Source organism: Cysteiniphilum sp. (assembly GCF_057495195.1).
In genome coordinates this window covers 119,060-140,116 of sequence record NZ_JBXTEF010000069.1, presented here as the reverse complement: position 1 = coordinate 140,116, position 21,057 = coordinate 119,060, and the positions used below count along the sequence as shown (strand labels likewise).

Genomic DNA, 21,057 nt, shown 5'->3' with positions numbered 1-21,057 from the left:
TTAGAAAACATACCTCTCTGTTGAAAATTGTCCATGAGGATCATCGATTGTTAAAGAAAAACCTTTATTTTGATCAAAACTATTCGCATCTAATTGCCAATGATTATTTTCTTGCCTAATAAGGTGTCTATTCTGCGGAATACCTTGTTTATCTACATAGTGAATAATCACATAAGCACGCTCTTGTTTGGCATTAAGCGTAATATTAAATGCCCCATTAGACTGATTGATAGCTGCCAATAGGCTAAAGCGTGCTTCATTAACCTCAATACGTTGATCGTCGTTATGATTGCTGTTGTTAGAGGAGTCACTTGTGTTATTACTATTATTTGCCGCTGTATTGTCGGTATTTACTGCTAAGTCATCTGCTAAATACGTTATACTTTCAAATTGTCCAAATTTTGAATCCTGCAAGGTGAATTTAAATGGTTTACTTAAATCAAAATGCTGCGTGCTATAAATCCACTGCGACTTACCATTGATCACACCATTTAGTACCAGTTGAACATTTTGCTGCACACCATTGTGATCGATAAAATGCACAATAATATAGTTACGCGTCACTTCACTATTTATCTCAATGGTGACCATACTATCATTAACGCGTAATACACCGTCAAAACGTTCTTCAGAATCAGTTATCGCGAAATCGACATCATTATTTGTGGTTATATCTTGTGAATTATTCTCTGTGGTTGATGATGATTGCTCATTATTATTGTCATCATTTTGATTATTCTGGTCATTGTTATTACCATCATTACTATTATTCGAGTTATTTGTCGATGAATTATTATCTGTTGTATCCTCGGAGGCATTGTTTGTTTCATCACTCGTGTTATTATTTGTGTTTGTATTATCATGTGAATCTTCAGTGCTATTCTCTTGAACAGATAAGGGGATATGTTTGACAATGCCATTATCTAAAAGTGCGAAACTTCGAGGATTCACGACGAAATTCACACCATCACTAAAGCGCACTTCTTTCGCCACAGTATCGGCATTAAAGGCAACATAACTATACTGACCATTGTTATTAAAAACCGCATAGCTTGGCGTATTTGCATAAATATCTTTAACCACTTGACCGTGTAGTGTCAGATTATGCAACCAATGATATATCAAGGTATCTGTCGTGCCATATTCTGGCGTGTATTGCATGTTTTGGTAAGCTGTCATCGCCCCTTGCGGATCCTGCAATGCCATATACTGCAATAAAATCCCCTGCCAGTTATTCCACTGTAGATTATTGTTGCCATTGGCAGTTTCAAAAAAGGCATTACTGGCATTCAAATCTGCGATGTTTTTAGCAACATACTGAGGATATTGCCCCAAGTATAGTGAGCCACCATGAATCGGTAAGAAATTAATCCCATGGATTTCCTCAGGGTTTGCTGTCCACCACGTGCCATAAACACCACCATCAGACCAGACAATCGCATTATTAGAATGACCAAAATCACTTGGAAAAACGGCATTATCCACATCAAACCAATACTGATTAATCGCTTGATTTTCTAAGCTATACAAAAGCACACCCAAGTCTCTTAAGTTATCCTGTTGTGTTGCCTCTGCCCATAAAATCACCGCACTTGAGAAATGCATCGACTCTGAGGATGACTCTTGATTATTACCTGAGGCAAAGCTGGCATGCCCTGATGCCCACGCGTGTCCAGCATACAGATCGTATTGTCTTAACCACGGGAAGCGCATGTCATTGCGTTCAATATTTGCCACATCTTTAATGACCAAATTAATCATGTCTTTATAATTATGAGCCCACGCACTATCGTACAGTGCAACAACCGCTGCAGCTTTGACCAAATAGCCATAATGGAAATGGTGATCATTTAACTGATCATTACTGCCAAAAGACGCCGGATAGCCAATGAGTGTACCCCATATTGGCTCATAATAATAAAATGCCTGATCATTATTGGCATCAACAGTTAACCATGCGGCAATATCACTTTTTAAGTGTGATAATAAATAATCGCGCTCTGTCGATAATCCCAATTGATCAGCCACTTGAATAAGGTCGGCAACTTTGGCATATTCCTTACCACGCCAATAAGTATCTTTGGCACTAAAGAGTGTTGGGTTTGCCTGTAGTCTTTGAAAGTCTGCCATAAACTTTTGGCGCAGCAGTGTGCTGTCATCAAACTTAGGTAATATTGGCAACACCCCATGAAAGCGTATTGACGTATTAAAATGATTATTCGCGATAACACGCATTTCACCGCGCGCGCTTTGATAGCTATATGCGCTTAACTCATCACTGCTATTAAGCCATTGATGGCGATAAAGTGCAGCCAATGGCGTGTTGATATAATCAGGATGAGATTCTTTTAATTCTGTTTGTATATTAAAAGTGCTCAATACACGACTTTGCTCTTTTTGATACTCAAAACTCACCTGCGTATCACGCACAAAGGCAAAGGCATGTTTCTGATAAAAGCTAAGCGTCTCTGGTGTATTGTCTGGCAAAACTGCCACTGAGAAATAGTCTTTGCCGGATAAATTAGATCGCAAACCATAAACCCAGTCATTATTGCCATACTGCAATCGCTGCCATTGGCTACCATGTGGTGCAAAAATCCCGTAATGGTGATTGTTAATGGTAACACCAACACTATTATTTGACTGATACCACACCTTGGCGATATCACCTGCGGCACGCGGCTCGTCACTGCTACCGATATTTACAGTATTAACATCAGGCATATGTGCTGTTAGGTGATGATTTGACGCATCAAGATAATAGCTTTGCGTCTCTAGTTGAAAAGGTAATTTAACACTTGTTTGTGTTAAATCCAGTAGCAAGCTTCCTTGTCCTTCCGTTTGCCAAATCTCAACACGTACTTTACCATTATTAAAGTGTTGATACTGACCATAGGATCGATCTTGATCTAAGCCACCGCGATCATTCTGCGTATATCGCTCAATACTTTGCTCGTCAGCATCCGTGGCAAAATTACTATAAAGCTCGACTTTGTCATACTCGCCATCACCGTTGAAATCATAGGATATACGCGCTTTAATCGCCAAGCCTGGTGCGTTGGCATTAATAAATATGGCAAACTCTGTAGCATTTCCAAGATATTGACCATTGATATGATCTAATGTGAATACTTGTGCATTAAACGGTGAGAAGTGATGGTTTTGTTTTAGCTCAGCAAATTCAACCACCAGATCTTTGTTGCCCTTTTTTTCAAAATAGGTAAAAGGTAATCCATGACCAAAAGTCGCTCTTAACTCATCTTGCCCTTGTTGCCATAAGCTTGTCACACTCCAATCGGAATAGTCATCAACAACCGTCTTATCAACGTTAAAACCATCTAAACCAACCGTCATATCAGCAAAATGCGGATATTGATAGCCTGAATTGCGTTGCAAAATTTTGCCCTGCCATTCATGCGAATAAACACGCGCCTCTTGTGGATAGCCAATCTCTAAACCTTTGGCATTTGTTTTGACACTTAACGGATGCGGAAACATCGCCTCTGAAAACATGTTTTGATTATTAAAGCTCCAAATAAGCGATGACCACCAATCGGTTGTTGGATAAGGTGAGCTCAACTGTGAGGAGACTTTAGGTACTGCATTTAATGCAGTAAATGGTTTGCCACTCATTATATCCACTCTATTATTCAAACTGTCAGTATAACTGCCCTTTTCAAGTTGTAAGATATCGGCAAACGCCGGCGAAAAACAAAACAATGAGCCAAAGCCTAAATAGCGAGATAGGCGTGACACTTTAAAAAACTTAACAGGTGATAATAACTTATTTGTATTCATAATATGCTCCTCTTAAAGTCAAAAGAATATATGCACATTTAGTATACAAACAGATCAATAATCACAAGTGTTTTTCTTGATGACTAAAGATGACTAGAAATAACTCACACGACAAACAATCGCAAACTCACAATACTGACAGCTCGCCGCTGAGGGTGTTAACATCGACTCCCCTGCAACGAAACCTGACATTTGTTCATCCAACTGTCTTTGCCAATAGTGTTTTAATGCCGTGTAATTTTGTGGAGCATCTTCAGATATTTTTTTGGTAGGATAAGATTTTGGCTGCCCTTCTTGTATCCAATCGTCAATGCTTGAGATACTTTGCAAACCAGTCTTAGCACCGTTTACCGTCGCAACTGCCACGGCATCGGCATTTTCATAGATGGCATATAATGGCAATTGAGATTCAGTAATCGGTGATTTTAGCAAATCACTAATGAGATAACTTTTAGAAGTTTTATAATCAATGACGACAGTATGATTGTCTTTAAGTCGATCAATTCGATCTAAACGTAGCTTAAGTGTCACCCCTGCAATCGTACATTTGAGCTCTTTCTCAAGTGCTAAGATCTCAAACGGCTCTTGGCGTAATTTCTCATAGTCAAGCCATTGTAAGATCACCTCTTGCAGACGCATGATCTCAACTTCTTTGATAAGTTGTGGCAGCATATTAATTAACGCCACATGCATATTTAACGCTGATTGGATATGTTGCGTTACTTTTTCAATCAGTGCATCTCTTGGCATATTGCTTAAGTTGTCAGATGTTCTTAACTCGCGCCAAATCTGCTCTAGTACGTGATGGATAATCACACCTTTCTCAAGTGCTGATAATATTGGCTTATGCGCCTTATCGGCATCTAGATGCAACCGATGAATCAATGCCGCACGGTACGGACATTCAGCAAAGTTTTTAAAAATTTGTGAGCCACCTTTGAGTATTTGACTGGCTTCAGCTGTCATGGCTGACAATGAGCTATCCTCAAATACATCAAAGTGAACTTCATCATTCCTTTTATAATCAAGCTTTGTGTGATCATAGTCAATTGCAGCTAATCCCATCAGTAAAGGGGAACACATTTGTATTTTTTCATCATTTAATAAAGCATAGCTAAAATATATATGTTGCGCCTGTTTGGTTAAGCGCTTGGTTATGGTTTTGGCAAATTGAAGCTCTCGCTCGACACTGGAATGTGGCATCGAGTGCGATCTTTGCAATGACAAAGGCAAATAAGGATTCATGTTAGCAAGACTTGGCCAATTACTATCATTCATGCGTATCACAAACAGATGATCAAAATAAACCTCAGTTGCCTCAAGCATCCCTAGAATATGCACACGTGGATTTGTCGTTGTTTCAGTTTGAAAAAGCGTGTTACTGGCTAAGGTTTGTAACTCTATCAACCACTGATTAAACTCAAGTTTAATCTCTAAGCGCGTTAACATAATAAGCTTATTAAGTAGCTTATAAAACTGTGCCAACGCCTGATGCTCTATACTGGTAAGCTTGCAATGATCAAGATACCCAAGGATTGCAAGTGCTTCTTTTAGCTTTTCAATAAAAGTAAAGGCTGTGATTTTACCCTCTTGCTTTTGTGAATTATGAAAACGTAGTATTTGCGTGATCACTTCCAATAAGATTGGATCACAATCATCAGTAAATAACTTAAGCTTAATCAACTTAGCAAATTCAATAGATTCAGGGATTTTTGATTTAAGAGCTTGCAGCTTTTGATATCTTTGTGTTTTGTGATCAGCATGCCCTTTAAGATAGCTTGAGCTTAGCATTAACTTAATATCATCATAGCTTAGGGTTTTACTCATCTTAAGCCATAGCATCAGCTGATAAACAATGCCTTGATACAATAAGCTTTCACCACCTGATATGGTATATTCACGAGAGCTATTATCTAATAAAGGGTTTTGTTTGACTTCAGTTGCAATAAAATACTGATCAAAGGCATCAATTAAAGCGCCAAATTGCGTTTGTAAATCTGGCACAATCACACCAATTGTTGCTTGTGGCTCGCTTTGGCTTAATTCAAAGACGGCTTTAGCAACTTTTTGAACCTCCAGTTGATCCTCAAGATATTCGGTTATTTGCAGCTTGCTTTTTGTATTGATTAAAGTCCAATTATCTATCGTAATATTAAGCTTAGATACACAGTGCGCAAAAAATGCCTCCATTTGTGGTGTCAAGGTATCAAAACCAACTAAGATGATTTTCTGATAATCCAAATGTGCAAACGTCTTAGCTAATATCTCATGCTTTGCCAAAAGCGCTGTGATGAGGCGTGACTTATCTATCCAGTTATGTTCAATCAAGGTATTTTGATAGCGCTCGATCCAGCGTAAAAACAAACGAACATTCTTATTTGCTGTTTCACTCTCAAGCGATTTAACATCCAAATTCCATTGTTGTAATAATTGCCATGCACCAAGTACAAGCTTTGCTTGCTGCGCATTGGGCATAAAAACATCCGCATCGTCCTTAAGAAAGCTCAACAATAAAAAGCGTGCCTCATCATCGCTAATTAAGTTAGGCAACGCATTATCAATCATTTGTGCGTGAGTATATAAAGCATCAACCACCCCATCAAAGCTCATAAAAGCATCACGCAATACGACATACTGCTGCTCATTACGCGCATAGTCTAAATACATTGCCGTTAAATGATCTTTTAGGCGAGTGTTTGCCGTAATGACGATTGTTTTGTCATTGATTTGATTTAATAAACTAAGATAATGACTGATACTTTGACCATCATTTAATTGTTGATATGCATCAAGCATTTTTCAGAATAACCACATCGCACGGTGCATTATTAGAAATCTTGCTTGCGACTGAACCCATGCGCCCAAAAACGCCATGGTGATGTCCATTGAGAATCAAAAGATCAATGTTTTGTTTTTCAATATATTCAATAATACCATCTGCCACAGAATCCGCATCAATCACTTTAGAGATCACATGATCATGTTTGGAGATACTTGCAGTGACTTCAGTAAATTTCTGTGTCAAGCGATCCTTGATTAACTGGTTAGGTGTTTTCTCTGAAACACCTGCGCCATAGCCATAGTCAAAAACGGTTTTATGGACACTGATAACATGTAAGTTTGCTTTTTTGGTTTTAGCGTAATCAACCAAATGATCTAATACTTTTGCCACATCGTCATTAACATCGATTGCATAAATAATATTTTGGTATTCAAACATTTATATCTCCTTTTAGTTGCACTCATCTACACTCTATTCCGACCTTGGGATTAAGGTCAAGCGAATACTTTGCAGGAATGAACCTTTTTACTTCAATTTAATTTTAGCTACAATATCCTTGTTTTGTGCTTTAAATCAATTTCAAAAAGGAAAAGCCATGGATAAGGATTTAGATTTTTTATGTAATACACCATTAATAGCTGATATAAATGCTATCAAACAACTGCTTATAAGCAAACTATCACCTCAGGAAAAATGGCAACAACTAACACAATACTATTTAACATCCGATATTCCTTTTGATAGCCATTATAAGCTATATCACCTTTGTTATGCTAAGAGCGAATTTAAACCTATTTGGTTGCCAGATAGTGAAACAATGAAAAATAGCTATTTAGGCAAATGGCTTAATCAGCTTAATTTTTCGGATGTTTCTCAGTTTTATCAATACAGTATTGATGCCCCTCAAGCTTTCTGGGGGCAAGCGATTGCTGATTTGGGCTTATCTTTTAGCAAAAAACCATTAACAAGCTTTGATATGTCATTATTCCCCTATACACCAACATGGTTACCGGGCGCTTCTTTTAATATTGCTGATTGCTGTATTGATGTTGAAGATGATCTTGCAATGAAGCCTGCAATTATTTATAAAGGGGTTCGTTATGGTAAATATACCGATCAAACAATAAATTATACCGAGCTTAAAGACTTAGTGCTTACAATTGCTCGAGGGCTTAAACATCATTATCAATTAAGCCCCAAAGATACCGTTGCTATTATTATGCCGATGAATATCGAGGCAGTGGCAACTTACTTGGCTGTTATCTATCTTGGTGCGAGTGTTGTTTCAATTGCCGATAGCTTTTCCGAGAATGAAATCAATAAACGGCTTAGTATTAGCAATTGCAAACTCGTAGTAACACAAGATGTAATCACTCGCAGCAATAAAACACTTGAGCTCTATCAAAAGATCATGAATTGTCAGATTTCATCAATTATCTGCTTAAACACTAAAAATCAAGGCATTAACTTACGCGTTAATGACATGTCTTTTGATGACTTATTAACTCCGCATAACATAAGTACCGTGCTTGACCCTTATCTACATAATGCGCAAGGTGTGATTAATATTTTATTCTCATCAGGCACAACAGGCACACCAAAAGCCATTATTTGGGAGCAAAGTACGGCACTTAAAGCAGCAACCGATGCCAAGCTTTATATGGATACTAACAAAGAAGATATCTGGGCGTGGCCAACAAATCTTGGCTGGATGATGGGGCCATGGCTTGTATTTGCTGTCTTTTTAAATCGAGCAACGATGGTATTAACTGAAGATTTACCAACTTCACTTGAATTCGCCCAGTTTATTGAAAAAACTCAAGTCACTAAATTAGGTGTTATTCCAAGTATCGTTAACGCATGGCGCACTCATGCCGTGCTTGAAGAAGTTAATTGGCAGCATATTAAGCTCTTTGCCAGCACTGGGGAGTCCTCTAATGTTGAAGATATGTTTTATCTGTCATTACATGCCGGCTATAAACCGATTATAGAATACTGTGGTGGCACTGAGATTGGTGGTGCTTATATTAGCTCAACACTGTTGCAGGCGAATGTCCCCTCCCAATTCTCGCAAGTATGTTTTGGTATTGAGCTTAAGCTTTTGGATGAGAGGCATCACATTTTGCCACAAAACGCTGTGTGCATTGGTGAAGCTGCATTAAGTTCTTATGCATTAGGCTTATCCAACCGCTTATTAAATGCCGATAACAGTGATATATATTATCGTGATATGCCATCTTACAATAATATGCCATTACGTCGACATGGTGATTTATTAAGGCGCACAGCCAATGGCTATTACCGCTCATTGGGACGCGCTGATAACACCATGAATTTAGGTGGCATTAAAACCTCAAGTGCTGAGATTGAGCAAGTGCTTTTGAATTTAGCACATATTTATGAGCTTGCTGCAGTGGCAGTTAATGACGAGGTTGAAGGCATATCTAAACTCGTTATTTATGTTGTACCAACAGTACAAATGGATCTTTGTCAGTTAAAATCACAAATGCAAACATTGCTTAAAGAGCATTTAAACCCTTTGTTTAAAATAAGCGATGTTATTTTAATTGAAAAATTGCCAAGAACAGCCAGCAACAAGGTAATGCATCGTGAATTAAAAGCGCATTATGCGCAATATTGTCAAAATAGTCCGTGTTGCTAAGTAAGCTTATTAACCGAAGTTACACACTTTAGAAAAACTATGGCCTTATAAACACCCCGTCAGCCTACGGCTGCCACCCCTCTTTGCAAGAGGAGTGCTTAAGCTTGCGAGGCGGGGTGTTGAAATAGCAAACGTCGTAATTCCGGTTATTAATTATCTTCAGGATTTGCTTTACGCGCCAAGGTTTGCCCTTCGGTTAAGCTATTTTGATTAGATTGAATCTGTGCTTTCACCTGACGAATCGTGTTATAACGCTCAGTTGTGACATCAACATCAAAGCCCGTTGCAATAATCGTGATATCGATATTATCACCCATATCTTCTTTGATTGAGGTACCGATAATAACTGGCGCATCAGGAGATGCAATCTCTGCCACACGATCACCTAACTCGGTGAATTCACCTAAAGAAATATCATTACTAGAGGTGACACATACCAATAAACCTTTGGCATCTTTCAGCTCAATATCTTCCAACAAGTCACAAGAAACCGCCTTATCAACCGCTTTTAAAATGCGATCTTCACCACCGGCATGTCCCGTACCGATCACTGCCAAACCAGGGGATGCCATAACTGTTTTCACATCCGCAAAGTCAACGTTAATATGACCAGGGGTACGAATAATCCCAGTCATTGAAGACATTGCATTAAAAAGCACATCATTGGCAGCATGAAATGCTTCCATTAGTGTTGTTCTATCACCCAATGATTTACGTAATTTATCATTAGGTATAACGATCAAGGAATTGACATGCTCTTGAAGTGCTGAAATACCTTGTCTGGCAACAACTTCACGTCGACGTCCTTCAAATGAAAAGGGTGTCGTCACTACCCCTACCGTCACAATGCCTTTACGTTTTGCAACTTCAGCAATAACACCCGCTGCTCCTGTACCAGTACCACCGCCCATGCCTGCAGTAATGAATAACATATCACAATCAGCAATAGCCTCTTCAATATTATGCATACTTTCTTGCGCAGCTTTAAGACCAACCTCAGGATTTGCTCCGGCACCTAGTCCTTTGGAAATAAATTCACCAATTTGCACCTTATGGGGTGCGGCATTTTTATCAAGTGCTTGCTTATCTGTATTCATCGCATAAATTTGCGCACCTTGTAAGCCTTTCTCGACCATGTAACCTACGGCATTACCGCCACCGCCGCCAACACCGATTACTTTAATGCGACCATGTTCAAAACCACTTGAATGTTGTTCTTGCTCTAAACTTGCCATCGTTTCTCCTAAAACTTTTCCCTTAACTAAAACGCCTATAGTATATACATAAATACGCTAAAATAATGATATTTCTGCGCTTTCATGCAAAAATCTTTCGTAAATAAAAGAAATTTAGCATAAATTATTTTTTACGCTGTGTATTTGCTTTTCTCATATATTGATAATGAATGATTTATGTTACACTGCGATTCAAGTAAGTTTTCTAGATGATGGGAATTTTTTCATGGAGAAGCAATACGATAAAAACGAGGTTAGGCTCATTAAGAAGTATCCTAATCGGCGTTTATATGATACACAGGACAGTTGCTACATTACCGCAGAGGGTGTACATAAACTGATAATTGAACATGAGAATGTCGTCGTAGTTGAAAATAAAAGCGGCAAAGACATTACCCGAAGTGTATTAATGCAGATTATTAATGATCTTGAGGAGACGAGCCCAAGACAAATGTTCAGTAATGAGTTTTTAGCACAAGTTATTAAGTCTTATGGTACAGATATGCAAAACACATTGGTCATGTGTTTTAACAAAACACTTGATTTATATCTAGGACAAAAGCATGCCACTGCCGCCATTACTAAAAAACCAAATGCTGCAATAACACCAAATGATTATTTCAACACCACCGCAAGAGACAATATTAACCGCTGGCAAAAGTCGTGGGATAACCTAAAAAGTTCTAAAAAGTCATAGCATCATTTAGCAGCTAAAAAACGTTCAATCCGCTGATATAACACTTCGCATTCCTGTGGAACCAACTTACCAAAATTAATAAAGCCGTGAATCATATTATCAAAGTGATAATGGTGTGTATCGACACCTTTTTCCATTAAACTCTGTGCAAAGAGTAAGCCCTCATCTCTTAATGGATCAAAGCCTGCAGTAAACACCATAGTGCGTGGCATTTTTTCAAGATCTTTAATGTACAGTGGCGATATCTGTGGTTCAGTACCATTCATATCTTTAGGACGATACTGTGCATTATACCAGTTGACTTGACGTGATTCTAGCAAATACCCTTGGCTAAATTCACGCATTGATTCTGTGTTATGTGTTAAATCAGTTGTCGGATAAATAAGGACTTGATTACTTACCGTAAACTCACCGGTTTGAATGGATTTCTCAACACAAAGTGCCGTGTAGTTACCTCCTGAGCTATCACCAATCATGGTAAAGTCGTTATGATCCGCCTTAATATCAGCAGCATGCTCATATGCCCATTTAGCAACTTGATAGGTATCATTAAAGCCTGCAGGATATGGATTCTCAGGTGCTAAACGATAGTCAATAGCCAACACCACACGATGGGTTGTATGCGCCAAATGCCTGCATGGCGCATCAAATGAATCGAGTGTTCCAGATACAAAGCCACCACCATGCGTATAAATCACAATAGGCAAATGCTCTTTAGGATTTGGATGGTACAAGCGCACATTAATCTCGCGCCCTTCTACCTTCACCGCAAAATCACGCACAGAGGCAATATCAACCTTGCTGCCAGCGTAAAGCATAAGCGATGCGGCTGATTTGCGCACACCTTCGATCGATAAAATCTCATCCTTTCTATATTTATTGACAAAGTCTAATAAGTTTTGCAGTTTTTCTGGTACGGCTTTTTGCCCATGATAAAGGGTTACTTCACGAATACTTTCAGCAGTTTCTTTGGCAATAATAACTTCACTATTAGATTTGGCTAATACATTAAACCAACTTTGTTGGCGCGGTGTCATTCTGTCACCCATACCACTGATAGAGCTTGCAATACCTTGATCACTACAATCACTTTGCGCAAATTCAGTTAATTTCTCACCAACCCAATGAATCAACATCACCGCCTTAGCATGGTTATCAAAACGGGTTTGCAATATACAGTCATTATTATCAATATCGTCCGCCCACGGCACATAATCAACAATAAAATTACAAGGCAAATAATGAAGTCCCGCTTCTCGTGCTAAGGCAAACTCAGGAAAAGCCGTCATGCCAATCACACCACCACCCATTGCTTGATAACATTTAGCATCAATCATCGTTGGAAATTGTGGTCCATCAATACATACACAAATTTGCCCAAAATGAATCGGGAAATCAAAATGCTTCTTTTGTTTTTTGATAATATCAGCCGCTTTTTCACTGATTGGATGAGTTAATGATACATAAGCTAAGATGCCATCATCACAAAAAGTCGATTCACGCAATCCCTTAGTGCGGTCAATATACTGATAAGGTATTGCCATATCACCAGGTTTTAATACCGTTTGCAAGCTGCGCACAGATGACAACGCCAGAATAGCTGTTGCGCCATGCTTTTTCAGTGCATAAATGTTCGCGCGATAATTGATTTTACTTGGTAAGATATTTTCAGACTGTCCAGTGCGACACAGGAACAACATTTCAGCATCGCCAACCTTAATACGATAAAAGCCATTTGAACATAGTCCAAATGGTGTCTCGCGTGGCAATGTTTCTACTATTTCAAACTCATCAAACTCTTCAAATCCACTGCTACCGATAATTGCCCACATAATATTTCCTTATGGATTAATTGCTTGATGTATATTATCGGATAGTCTTAACCATTTATCCAATCTAAACAGCCAAAGTTTTATTTTTAAGGATTAAAATTTGCCGTAATATCCTTCTTTTAAAGCGTCATATAGGTTTGCTGCTGTATGCTCTTCACCATCATACTCAATCATTTCATTACCCTTTAGCTCAAGCATTGAACCATCATCAAGCGTGAAACGATATTTGGTTTTTTCAAGATCTTCATCTTTAACCAAAACACCTTGGAAAACTTCAGGATTAAATCTAAAGGTTGTACATCCCTTTAAACCTTGATGATAGGCATAAAGATATATGTCTTTGAAATCAGCAAACGGGAAATCCGTCGGCACGTTAGCGGTTTTTGAAATACTTGAATCAACCCATTTTTGTGCAGCTGATTGAATATCAACATGCTCTTTCGGTTTGACATTATCAGCACTGATAAAGTATTCAGGTAATTGCTGTGCCTGATCTTTAGCAAATGGCATTGCCTCGTTATTAACTAACTGACGATACGCCAATAGCTCATAGGAAAATACATCTACTTTTTCTTTGGATTTTTTACCTGCACGAATGACATTGCGCGCATAGTGATGGGCAAAGCTTGGCTCAATACCGTTACTCACATTATTTGCTAATGATAATGAGATCGTGCCCGTAGGTGCAATAGATGTGTGATGTGTGAAGCGACAGCCATGCTCACAAATGGCATCAATAATAGAGATATCCTCTTTAGCAATGCGTTGCATATATCGGCTATATTTAGCATGCAACATCCGCCCTTTGATTACATCACCAACTTTAACGCCATCTGCTGCCATCTCAGGACGTAAGCGCAAAAACTCTTCTGTAACGGCGAAGTCCTTCTCAAGTACTGGCGCACTACCTTTTTCTTTAGCTAATTTAACGCCTTCACGCCAACCCTCTAATGCCATTTGTTTAGCAACTTCCTCGGTAAACATCACCGAGTCTTTACTGCCATATTTCATCTTAAGCATGGTAATTGCTGAGCCCAAGCCTAAAAAGCCCATGCCATGACGACGCTTAGATTCAATCTCATAACGCTGCTCTTTTAGTGGAAGACCGTTGATCTCGACGACATTATCAAGCATGCGCGTGAAAATACGCACGACTTTACGATATTTATCCCAGTCAAAACGAGCCTCTTTGGTAAATGGTGCTTCGATAAATTTAGTTAAATTAACCGAACCTAACAAACAAGAACCGTAAGGCGGTAATGGCTGCTCACCACATGGGTTTGTAGCACGAATGGTCTCGCAAAACCAATTGTTATTATCTTCATTAACTTTATCGATCAAGATAAACCCAGGCTCAGCATAATCATAAGTTGAGGACATGATCATATCCCACAAGCGACGCGCCTTGATCGTGTTATAAATCTTACAAGCAACAAGACCTGAATCATCATTTATATAGTCATCTTTGACCGGCCAATCGCGCCATAATACTTGTGTTGTGTCTTGCAAATCAATGTTATGTGCCTGTTGTTCAGCCTCAGTCATCGGGAAAGCCAAATGCCACTGTCCATCCTGCTCAACAGCATCGATAAAGTCTTTGGTAATCAATAATGATAAGTTAAATTGGCGCAAACGCCCATCTTCGCGTTTGGCACGAATAAAATCAAATACATCCGGATGGCCAACATCAAAGGTGCCCATTTGTGCACCACGCCTACCACCTGCTGATGCCACGGTAAAGCACATCTTGTCATAGATATCCATAAATGACATGGGACCTGAAGTATGCGCACCAGCTCCGGCGACAAAGGCACCCTTTGGACGCAATGTTGAGAACTCATAACCAATTCCACATCCGGCTTTAAGTGTTAATCCTGATTCATGTACTTTTTGCAAAATATCATCCATTGAGTCATGAATCGTGCCTGAAACCGTACAGTTGATCGTAGAAGTCGCAGGCTTATGCTCAAGCGCACCAGCGTTAGAGACAATTCTTCCGGCGGGAATGGCACCATTTCTTAATGCCCACAAGAACTCTTCATAATGTTTTTGTTGCAACGCTTTGGTTGCCTCAACCTCTGATAATGCTTTGGCAACACGCTGATATGTCGCATCAATATCTTGATCAACAGGCTCACCTAAGCGTGTTTTTAAACGATATTTACTATCCCAAATATCCAAGGATGCTGCTTGGAAATCGATTGTTGGTATTGCTTCTGTCAACGACATGACGGGCTCCTCATAACCTAAAAATAACAAAATACATTCGCTATTCTAGCGATATTTCCGACGAAAGGCGGCAACTTTTTCCTTGAATATTTTCGTAATATGACTTGACTCACCCGCTGTGACTAGATCCTGTGATAAAAATAGAACCTTTTGATGGCATGTGACAAGAGCTAGGTCTAAAAGGGGTTATTAAAAATCATAAATTACATTTGCTTTCAGTCACTTTTTCTTTAAAGTTAATAGCCATAAGCAAAGCAATCAAGTCTCGTTATGACCTCAAAAAGAACCATTATTATTACTGGCGGCAGCCAAGGCATTGGCAGAGCCTGCTGTAAGCTGTTTCATGCCAATAATTATCAGGTGATTAATCTAGATATCGCCCCAAATGAAACTCCTGGTGTTGATTATATTCAAACGGATTTAAGTCAAGTTGCGGCAATTAGTGAGTCTTTTAAACACATTAAAGAAAAATATCCACGTATTGACGCGCTTATCTCTAATGCTGGCATTCATTTCTCTGCCAGCATTGAAAATACATCAGAGAGAGATTATTTTCGCGTGTTAAACACTAACCTTACCTCATGCTTTTTTGTGCTTAAAGAAAGCATTTCATTAATGAAGCAAAACGCACATGGTGGACGCATTATTACTATCGGTTCTGATCAGTCTTTTGTTGCTAAAAATAACTCAGCAGTTTATGGTTTAACAAAAGCCGCTATTGCTCAGCTGACCAAAAACATTGCCCTTGATTATGCTAAAGATAATATTACTGCCAATTGTGTTTGTCCTGGCACGATTGAAACACCGCTTTATTGGCAAGCAATACGAAACTATTGTCAAAAATCAGGCGCTGATATTGATACCATTCATAAAGAAGAACAATTGCTACAACCGGCAAAGCGCTTAGGACAACCTGAGGAAGTAGCGAGTTTAATCTATTATCTCATTGATCAAGCCGGCAGCTTTTTATTAGGTAGTCATATTGCCATTGATGGTGGCTATACCGCGCAATAATTGCCATCTTTTCTGGTATTGTCTGGTATATGCCATATGAGTTCGCTAAAATAACGCCACGCAATATTCTAGATTTAAATTTATCATGCAGATTCTGCCAAAAGCGACACGCAATATTTATGCCAACGCCATTCCTACGGCACTATCGCTTGCCTTAAATGAGTACATCTTGGCAAATGATCAAAAGCCTCACTTATTAGTGTGTGAAAGTGCACAAATTGCACTACAACTATATGATGAACTGTGTTTTCTACTGCCACAAAAAACCATATTGCATTTTGCTGATCTTGAAATTTTACCATTTGATTACTTCTCCGCGAGTGAAGATGTGATCTCATCACGTTTAAACACTCTAAACCAGATTCAAAATAATCCAAATAGCATTATCATTGCCAGTGTTAATACGTTGACTAAATATCTGCCACCAAAATCCTTCTTACACACTAATGCTTTTATGATCAAAAAAGGTGATAAACTTGATCTAACGCTAAAAAAGCATCAGCTAGAAACCACAGGCTATCAAAATGTCACCCAAGTGGTTGCTCGAGGTGAATTTAGTGTGCGCGGCAGTATTTTGGATATTTTCCCGATGGGATCGGATGACGCCTATCGTATTGATCTCTTTGATGATGAAGTTGACAGTATTCGCTGTATTGATGTGGAAACACAGCGCTCTCACTCACCAATTGATGAAGTCAACATATTGCCAACACAAGAGTTTGTCCTTGATAAAAAAACACTCGATCAATTTGCACTAAACTGGTATGAGTTCATACCGCACAGAGATACCCAAAATCAAATTTATCAAAGCATTATTAAAGGGCAGATGATCAGTGGTATTGAGTTTTATCTACCACTATTTTTTGAACGTGTTAATACGCTCTTTGACTATTTATCACAAGATACGATCATTCATAGCATTTATAACTGCCAATTGTCATTAGAGAAATATCACACTGGTATTTTGACGAGACATGACCAGTTAGCGCATGATCGCGAGCGCCCTATTTTACAACCCGAGCAGGTTTTCTTATCCCCTGCTGCATTTAATGGCTTAATCAAAGACTTCACGCACATTAAATGGTTATCTCAAGATAAAACTAAGGCAAACAACCTTGAAGTTGAAGCTCTACCTGATATTCATGTACATTACCAATATAAAGAGCCCTATCAAAAACTTTTGGATTTATTAACAAATACAAGCTTTAACAAAGTTATTTTTTGCGCTGAAAGTCCTGGCAGAAAAGCGCTTATGTATGAAAACTTAAGCAAACTGGGTTTGACGCTTGATACCTATGTTAACTTCAGTGATGCGCTTGAATCGGGCTCAGCACGCGCGATTACTGTTGCACCTTTTACCCAAGGTATTATTACCCATAATAAAAATCATAAAACACTGATTGTTACCGAGTTTGATCTCTTTGCAAATCACAGTGCAATTAATCTACGCACACGCATTAAGCAAAAAGATCAAAGCATACCAACTGTCGCCCTTAAAGATTTATCGGAACTAAGCTTAGGCAGCCCCGTGGTGCATATTGAACACGGTATTGCACGTTTTGATGGCTTAACTAAGCTAGATTTCGGCGCACAAGACACTGAGTTTCTAACGCTTAAATTTAAAAATGATGAAAAGTTATATGTGCCAATCTATGCACTACACCTAGTTAGTCGCTATAGTGGTACTGAGCTTGAACATGCACCCATTAGTAAGCTCGGCACCGATACTTGGCAAAAAGAAAAAGAAAAAGCGGCTAAAAAGATCAATGATGTTGCCGCTGATCTTTTGGCAATTTATGCAGAGCGTGCTCTCAAACAAGGCTATGGCAATATATTCCATGAGAAAGATTATCTGGCATTTTGTGAAGGGTTTCCCTTTGAAGAAACACCTGATCAAGCCATTGCAATTCATGATGTCATTAAAGATATGATTTCAGATAAACCAATGGATCGCTTGGTGTGTGGTGATGTTGGTTTTGGCAAAACAGAAGTGGCTATGCGTGCGGCATTTATTGCGGCAAGTAACAATAAACAAGTGGCTGTTTTAGCACCAACCACTTTATTAGCACAACAGCATTTTGATAATTTTAGTGATCGATTTAGTGAAATGGGTGCAACTGTTGAAGTACTGTCACGCTTTAAAACAACTAAAGAGCAAAACGATGCAATCAAACAAATCAACGATGGTAATATTGATATTGTGATCGGTACACATAAATTATTATCTGAGAAAATTAAGTTCCATAATTTGGGATTGTTAATTATCGATGAAGAGCATCGTTTTGGGGTCACTCACAAAGAAAAAATGAAAGCAATGCGTGCTAATATCGATATTCTAACGATGACGGCAACCCCTATTCCGCGTACATTAAATATGGCATTTTCTAATATCCGCGATTTGTCAGTGATTGCCACAGCACCTGCTAAACGCCTATCGGTTAAGACATTTGTTAGGCAATATAACAGTGGCATTGTCAAAGAAGCCGTGATGCGTGAGGCGTTAAGAGGCGGACAAGTTTATTATCTTCACAACAGTGTTAGTACGATTTATCATAAAGCTGAGGAGTTACAAAAGCTTTTCCCTGATATCAACATTGCGGTAGCGCATGGACAAATGCGCGAGCGTGAACTTGAGAAAATCATGTTTGAATTCCAACAAAATCGCTATCAAATTCTGGTATGTACCACAATTATTGAAACCGGTATTGATATTGCTAATGCTAATACCATTGTTATTGAACGCGCCGATAATTTTGGCTTAGCGCAATTACATCAGTTGCGAGGTCGCGTTGGACGCTCACATCATCAGGCTTATGCTTATTTACTGACACCACCTCAAGCATCATTAGCAAAAGATGCTAAAAAACGCCTTGAAGCGATCTTAGAAACGGAATCATTAGGTGGTGGCTATATGTTGGCTAATCATGATCTTGAGATCCGAGGCGCAGGTGAAATGCTTGGCAAAGAGCAAAGTGGTAATATGCAAGGCATTGGCTTTAATCTTTATATGGACTTACTGCAAAAAACCATCTCAGCACTACAAAAAGGCGAAACATTTGATGCAACCAAGATCAATCAATCCTTTCAATTAGACGCCCAGATTGAGCTTAGAATCCCTACACTTTTCCCTGAAGAATATATCTATGATGTGCACACGCGTCTTGGGCTTTATAAACGTATCTCCAGTGCAGAAACCCACGATGAGCTAGATAGAGTCAAGGCTGAAGTGATTGATCGCTTTGGTTTATTGCCCGAACATGCGCAGTATTTATTTGATATAACCCATTTGAAATTAAGTGCAACACACCTTGGTATTCATAAAATCGAAATGCATTCATCAGGTGGCAAGATAGGTTTTAATACACCACTTGAATTTGATCCTATTCATCTTATTACGCTAGTGCAAATGCAGCCTCAAGATTTCCAATTAAGCCAGGATCAAAAACTAGTGATTAAAAAAGCACTACCTCAAGCCCAAGAGCGAATTGCATTTATTAGCGCGTTTATCGATAAATTGCAGTCAAAAATAAAACAAACAAGGCATTAACTATTCAAAAGTATTTAAACTCTCAACTGCAATGGGCTTGCCATTTTTTCCTTGCCATAGTGTATTTAAATCAACCTTAACATAGCCTAAACTATCATACGTTCTAACATATAAATTGTTATGACTTAAGTCCTTAATAACTGACCAAAGTGTAGTGCCATAGACGGTATCATTTCCTATTTTGTTACGCATGGCACCTTTAGGGATATCAACATTATTCAAAATATGTGTACTTAGTACAATTGCCTCTCGCGTGTTTTGTGGCTGAACCGCAGTATGTAAAAGGACAAATTGTTTCACAAAACGTGACGATGATGTATAGTCACCAGGCAACCCTAAAAAGCCATTTCCCTGGCTAATCGATGGAATTTCTTCACCATCAAAGGTTATTGAATTTTGATTATATGGCGACAGATGTAAATAGTTTTTCAAATTGGTTAAATGCCAATGATAACTTGGGCTATTGGTCATAACATTGACTTTATTGTCATAAACTTTTAATTGACCATTATCTTCGTATTCAACAACAATGCTGTTACCTTTTTTATCATGGAAAACAAAATGAAGCTCAGGTATTTGGTGCTTTAAAACAGCTTCTTTTTCTGCCCAAATTCGGATCGTTGATAAAGCCTTTTTGACCTCAGAAACCGTTTGATATTGTGATAAAATCCATACTAATAAATCATTGATTTTCACAAACTTCTGATGAGTATTACCTGATATATCTTTAGGTCCATAATCAGCATAATGTGGGAATAATAAGGCTTCTGCAGCTAACCCATGTTCATTAACACCATCAAACACAGCATCTTTGGCATCTTGCGCATAGATACCCACAAAGTTATATTTGCCCCGCCATTGCATTGATATGGAACCATCTGGATTAGTCGTTTGAAATGTTTGCCCTTGTAAATAGCGCTGCAGTTGATCTTTCGTATCAATGGCAAACTCCATAGTACGACCGATAACGACATCGCCATTTTTTGCTTGTACTTTTATATCAGTACAGGCTTGCGCATAGGTGATACCAAAAAGAGGGAGTGCGAAAGCTAAGTAACGAGAAATTAACATAAATTACCTTAAATTAAATTGAGCAATGATTCGCCATCCTATCACCATAAATCATTGCTTAACAATTACGATTGCTTATGGGGGTATAAGGTAATTAAATACATCATTTGAATTTATCTTATCGCAAGTGAAAACTCACGCGGGCTATTTAGCATGTAGGGGCGTATAGCATACGCGCTACTATTTTTTG

General features: G+C 38.7%; 11 protein-coding genes. 4 read left to right on the top strand and 7 right to left on the bottom strand.

The genetic code is table 11. The features are described 5' to 3' along the window. The 3 genes from ACY10D_RS06445 to ACY10D_RS06435 all read right to left on the bottom strand — a co-directional run bounded on the left by ACY10D_RS06445 (window position 1) and on the right by ACY10D_RS06435 (window position 7,018). Window positions 1-3,798, bottom strand: a complete 3,798-nt coding sequence (locus ACY10D_RS06445) for a glycosyl hydrolase (protein WP_486999940.1) — start codon at window positions 3,796-3,798, stop codon at window positions 1-3. 93 nt (window positions 3,799-3,891) lie between these two features. Then, a complete protein-coding gene (locus tag ACY10D_RS06440; RefSeq protein ID WP_486999939.1) occupies window positions 3,892-6,594 on the bottom strand; it encodes a PD-(D/E)XK nuclease family protein in 2,703 nt (900 codons plus the stop codon). After that, entirely contained in the window at window positions 6,587-7,018 is a 432-nt protein-coding gene (locus ACY10D_RS06435) for a universal stress protein (RefSeq protein ID WP_486999938.1), read from the bottom strand. Before ACY10D_RS06435 ends, ACY10D_RS06440 begins: the two co-directional genes overlap by 8 nt. A gap of 157 nt (window positions 7,019-7,175) precedes the next feature. On the opposite strand from ACY10D_RS06435, the gene ACY10D_RS06430 reads away from it, so the two are divergent. Further along, window positions 7,176-9,242, top strand: a complete 2,067-nt coding sequence (locus tag ACY10D_RS06430; protein WP_486999937.1) for an AMP-binding protein — start codon at window positions 7,176-7,178, stop codon at window positions 9,240-9,242. 149 nt (window positions 9,243-9,391) lie between these two features. Here the strand turns inward: ACY10D_RS06430 and ftsZ are convergent, their stop codons facing one another. After that, window positions 9,392-10,477, bottom strand: coding sequence for a cell division protein FtsZ (gene ftsZ / locus ACY10D_RS06425; RefSeq protein ID WP_486999936.1), 1,086 nt, complete (start codon window positions 10,475-10,477; stop codon window positions 9,392-9,394). Between the two features lie 226 nt (window positions 10,478-10,703). Between ftsZ and ACY10D_RS06420 the strand changes: the two genes are divergently transcribed. Further along, window positions 10,704-11,174, top strand: coding sequence for a polyhydroxyalkanoate synthesis regulator DNA-binding domain-containing protein (locus tag ACY10D_RS06420; RefSeq protein WP_192483874.1), 471 nt, complete (start codon window positions 10,704-10,706; stop codon window positions 11,172-11,174). A 2-nt stretch (window positions 11,175-11,176) separates the two neighbouring features. Here ACY10D_RS06420 and ACY10D_RS06415 read toward each other — a convergent pair whose 3' ends face one another. Together ACY10D_RS06415 and ACY10D_RS06410 are read right to left on the bottom strand one after the other, a co-directional pair. Beyond that, window positions 11,177-13,006 (bottom strand): alpha/beta hydrolase fold domain-containing protein, encoded by a 1,830-nt coding sequence (locus tag ACY10D_RS06415; RefSeq protein ID WP_486999935.1) that lies wholly within the window; start codon window positions 13,004-13,006, stop codon window positions 11,177-11,179. A gap of 93 nt (window positions 13,007-13,099) precedes the next feature. Beyond that, window positions 13,100-15,235 (bottom strand): adenosylcobalamin-dependent ribonucleoside-diphosphate reductase, encoded by a 2,136-nt coding sequence (locus ACY10D_RS06410; protein ID WP_486999934.1) that lies wholly within the window; start codon window positions 15,233-15,235, stop codon window positions 13,100-13,102. A 270-nt stretch (window positions 15,236-15,505) separates the two neighbouring features. Here ACY10D_RS06410 and ACY10D_RS06405 point away from each other — a divergent pair, with 270 nt between their 5' ends. Together ACY10D_RS06405 and mfd are read left to right on the top strand one after the other, a co-directional pair. Continuing rightward, entirely contained in the window at window positions 15,506-16,249 is a 744-nt protein-coding gene (locus ACY10D_RS06405; protein WP_486999933.1) for an SDR family NAD(P)-dependent oxidoreductase, read from the top strand. A gap of 85 nt (window positions 16,250-16,334) precedes the next feature. Further along, the gene (mfd, locus tag ACY10D_RS06400; protein ID WP_486999932.1) at window positions 16,335-19,796 is read left to right on the top strand and encodes a transcription-repair coupling factor; all 3,462 of its coding nucleotides are present in this window, start codon (window positions 16,335-16,337) and stop codon (window positions 19,794-19,796) included. Here mfd and ACY10D_RS06395 read toward each other — a convergent pair whose 3' ends face one another. Continuing rightward, a complete protein-coding gene (locus ACY10D_RS06395; protein WP_486999931.1) occupies window positions 19,797-20,867 on the bottom strand; it encodes a linear amide C-N hydrolase in 1,071 nt (356 codons plus the stop codon). Window positions 20,868-21,057 lie beyond the last annotated feature (190 nt).

Coding starts and splice junctions, on each gene's coding strand:
- ACY10D_RS06415 (WP_486999935.1), bottom strand. CDS start 13,006: ATGTGGGCAATTATCGGTAGCAGTGGATTTGAAGAGTTTGATGAGTTT.
- ACY10D_RS06440 (WP_486999939.1), bottom strand. CDS start 6,594: ATGCTTGATGCATATCAACAATTAAATGATGGTCAAAGTATCAGTCAT.
- ACY10D_RS06430 (WP_486999937.1), top strand. CDS start 7,176: ATGGATAAGGATTTAGATTTTTTATGTAATACACCATTAATAGCTGAT.
- mfd (WP_486999932.1), top strand. CDS start 16,335: ATGCAGATTCTGCCAAAAGCGACACGCAATATTTATGCCAACGCCATT.
- ftsZ (WP_486999936.1), bottom strand. CDS start 10,477: ATGGCAAGTTTAGAGCAAGAACAACATTCAAGTGGTTTTGAACATGGT.
- ACY10D_RS06405 (WP_486999933.1), top strand. CDS start 15,506: ATGACCTCAAAAAGAACCATTATTATTACTGGCGGCAGCCAAGGCATT.
- ACY10D_RS06420 (WP_192483874.1), top strand. CDS start 10,704: ATGGAGAAGCAATACGATAAAAACGAGGTTAGGCTCATTAAGAAGTAT.
- ACY10D_RS06445 (WP_486999940.1), bottom strand. CDS start 3,798: ATGAATACAAATAAGTTATTATCACCTGTTAAGTTTTTTAAAGTGTCA.
- ACY10D_RS06435 (WP_486999938.1), bottom strand. CDS start 7,018: ATGTTTGAATACCAAAATATTATTTATGCAATCGATGTTAATGACGAT.
- ACY10D_RS06395 (WP_486999931.1), bottom strand. CDS start 20,867: ATGTTAATTTCTCGTTACTTAGCTTTCGCACTCCCTCTTTTTGGTATC.
- ACY10D_RS06410 (WP_486999934.1), bottom strand. CDS start 15,235: ATGTCGTTGACAGAAGCAATACCAACAATCGATTTCCAAGCAGCATCC.